Raw genomic sequence first — 3,005 nt, forward strand, 5'->3', positions numbered from 1 at the left:
AGCACAGCAGGCCGCCGATGAAGGGGATCAGGATTAGCCAAGGCAGAATCATGACGGGCTCGTTTCCTTTCGCAAATTCGCAAGGTTCATATCAGACCGCTACCAGCACGATGGCGCCGATAACCAGCACGGCACCAGCAGCCATGGAAGCCGCATACCAACGCAGTTGACCGGTCTCGGTGCGGCTCAGGGCAGTGTGACCACCCTTGGCCATACGCGGGATCAGACCGATGGTCTGGTCGAGCGGGTCTTTGCGCAGTACGTGGCTGATCGCAAGGTACGGCTTGACGAACAGTTTGTCGTAGATCCAGTCGAAGCCCCAGGCAGCGAACCACCAGGCCGAAAGGAAACGGCCGATGCCGCTGTTGGCGATGGCCGTGACGAAGCGACGCTTGCCGAGGAACAGCAGCGCTGCCAGCAGGATACCGGCCAGAGCGATGGCGCCCGAAGCGATTTCCAGACTGTGCTTGGCTTCGCCACCGGCATGCCCAACGCTTTCTGGCAGCACGCCGTGCAGCGGTGGCACGATCATGGCGCCGACGAAAGTCGACAGCACGATCAGCACCGACAGTGGCAGCCAGTGCGAGATGCCGTGACCGGCGTGGGCTTCAGTCTTGGCTTCACCGTGGAACGTGATGAAGATCAGGCGGAAGGTGTACAGCGAGGTCATGAATGCGCCGACCAGACCTGCGTAAAGCAGACCGTGGTTGCCGCTGGCGAACGCTTCCCAAAGGATTTCGTCCTTGGAGTAGAAGCCTGCGGTGACCAGTGGCAGGGCAGCCAGTGCCGCGCCGCCGACGATGAAGCTGGCGTAGGCCAGTGGCAGTTTTTTCCACAGACCGCCCATCTTGAAGATGTTCTGCTCGTGGTGGCAGGCAACGATCACCGCACCGGAAGCAAGGAACAGCAGGGCCTTGAAGAAGGCGTGGGTCATCAGGTGGAAAATCGCGCCATCCCAGGCGCCAACGCCCAGCGCCAGGAACATGTAGCCGATCTGGCTCATGGTCGAGTAGGCGAGGATACGTTTGATGTCGGTTTGAACCAGTGCCGCGAAGCCTGCGAGAACCAGCGTTACGCCACCAACGATGCCGACCAGGTGGAGGATTTCCGGCGCCAGGGTGAACAGACCGTGGGTACGGGCGATCAGGTAAACACCGGCAGTCACCATGGTTGCGGCGTGGATCAGTGCCGAAACCGGGGTCGGGCCAGCCATCGCATCCGCCAGCCAGGTTTGCAGCGGCAGTTGTGCCGATTTACCGACTGCGCCACCCAGCAGCATCAGCGTCGCCAGAGTGATCCAGAAGTCGCCGACCTGGAATTTCTGCGGTGCCAGCACCAGCAGTTCCTGGATGTTCAGCGTGCCCACTTGCTGGAACAGGATGAACAGGCCGATGGCCATGAACACGTCGCCGATCCGGGTCACGATGAAAGCCTTGAGTGCGGCGTTACCGTTGTTGCGGTTGCTGTAGTAGAAACCGATCAACAGGTACGAGCACAGGCCCACGCCTTCCCAGCCGAAGTACAGGAACAACAGGTTATCGCCGAGTACCAGGAACAGCATGCTGGCGATAAACAGGTTGGTGTACGAGAAGAAGCGCGAGTAGCCCGCTTCGCCACGCATGTACCAGGACGCGAACAGGTGGATCAGGAAACCGACGCCAACGACCACGCCGAGCATGGTGATCGACAGACCGTCGACGTAGAGGGCGAAGTCAGGCTTGAAGCCTTCGACCGCCATCCACTTCCACAGCACCAGGGTGTAGTGACCGCCTTCGGGTGGCGCGACGTTGAATTGCCAGATGACGTAGGCGGCGACAATCGCCGACAAGCCAATGGAACCCACGCCGATCAGCGCCGAGAGGTTTTCCGACCAGCGTCCACGGGAGAACGACAGCAGCAGGAAACCGATCAGAGGGAATACGAAAGTCAGAAAGATCAGGTTCATCCGCGCATCTCACTGGCAGCGTCGATATCGAGCGTATGGAAGCGGCGATACAGTTGCAGCAGGATCGCCAGACCAATACTGGCCTCGGCAGCTGCAAGGCTGATCACCAGGATGAACATGATCTGTCCATCCGGCTGGCCCCAACGGGCGCCTGCAACAATGAACGCCAGTGCAGAGGCGTTCATCATCACTTCCAGACTCATCAACACGAACAAAATGTTGCGGCGGACCATCAGGCCGACCAGACCAAGGCAGAACAGGATGCCGGCAACGGCCAATCCATGCTCGAGAGGGATAGCAGGCATGACTTACTCCTTCGCCTCGTTACGGCCCAAATGGAACGCGGTGACGGCTGCAGCAAGCAGCAGCATCGAGGCGAGTTCGACCACCAGCAGGTACGGGCCGAACAGGCTGATGCCCACGGCTTTCGCGTCTACGGTGGTGTGGCCGATGGCCTGACCGCTCTGGTGAGCGAACAGCACATACAGCAGTTCGGCCAGCAGCAGCCCGGCGAGAATCACCGGCCCTGCCCAGATACCGGGCTTGAGCCAGGCGCGTTCTTGCTGAACCGCGGCGGGGCCGAGGTTGAGCATCATCACCACGAACACGAACAGCACCATGATGGCGCCGGCGTAGGCGATCACTTCCAGCACGCCGGCGAACGGTGCGCCGAGTGCGAAGAAGGTCATGGCCACAGCGATCAACGAGATGATCAGGTAGAGCAGGGCGTGCACAGGGTTGGTGTTGGTGACCACACGTAGCGTGGCCACAACAGCGATACCCGATGCGAAATAGAAAGCGAATTCCATCGTTCTTCCTTAAGGCAGCAAGCTCTTCACGTTGATCGGTTCGGCTTCGTTCTGTGCGGCGCCTTTCGGCTTGCCAGCGATTGCCATACCTGCAACACGATAGAAGTTGTAATCAGGGTTTTTGCCGGGGCCGGAGATCAACAGATCTTCTTTCTCGTACACCAGGTCCTGACGTTTGAACTCGGCCATCTCGAAATCCGGTGTCAGCTGGATTGCGGTGGTCGGACAGTCTTCCTAGCAGAGACCGCAGA

3 protein-coding genes and 1 pseudogene are annotated in these 3,005 nt (G+C 59.8%); all 4 read right to left on the bottom strand.

Going from position 1 to position 3,005, the window contains the following annotated elements:
- Positions 1-91 precede the first annotated feature (91 nt).
- Positions 92-1,945: an NADH-quinone oxidoreductase subunit L gene (nuoL, locus tag ACIPIZ_RS29480; RefSeq protein ID WP_007920175.1), complete on the bottom strand. Its 1,854-nt coding sequence runs from the start codon at positions 1,943-1,945 to the stop codon at positions 92-94.
- Positions 1,942-2,250: an NADH-quinone oxidoreductase subunit NuoK gene (nuoK, locus tag ACIPIZ_RS29485; protein ID WP_003223790.1), complete on the bottom strand. Its 309-nt coding sequence runs from the start codon at positions 2,248-2,250 to the stop codon at positions 1,942-1,944. Before nuoK ends, nuoL begins: the two co-directional genes overlap by 4 nt.
- A gap of 3 nt (positions 2,251-2,253) precedes the next feature.
- Complete coding sequence (nuoJ, locus tag ACIPIZ_RS29490; protein ID WP_008082850.1) at positions 2,254-2,754, bottom strand: NADH-quinone oxidoreductase subunit J; 501 nt, start codon at positions 2,752-2,754, stop codon at positions 2,254-2,256.
- A gap of 9 nt (positions 2,755-2,763) precedes the next feature.
- Positions 2,764-3,005, bottom strand: a pseudogene (locus ACIPIZ_RS29495) (NADH-quinone oxidoreductase subunit I); the annotation flags it as partial.

Origin of the sequence: Pseudomonas sp. NPDC087690, assembly GCF_044743175.1 — a bacterium.
In the GTDB taxonomy this organism is placed as follows: domain Bacteria; phylum Pseudomonadota; class Gammaproteobacteria; order Pseudomonadales; family Pseudomonadaceae; genus Aquipseudomonas.

Bases quoted from the DNA above. Each gene is read 5' to 3' on its own strand.
- nuoL (WP_007920175.1), bottom strand. From the start codon at position 1,945: ATGAACCTGATCTTTCTGACTTTCGTATTCCCTCTGATCGGTTTCCTG.
- nuoK (WP_003223790.1), bottom strand. From the start codon at position 2,250: ATGCCTGCTATCCCTCTCGAGCATGGATTGGCCGTTGCCGGCATCCTG.
- nuoJ (WP_008082850.1), bottom strand. From the start codon at position 2,754: ATGGAATTCGCTTTCTATTTCGCATCGGGTATCGCTGTTGTGGCCACG.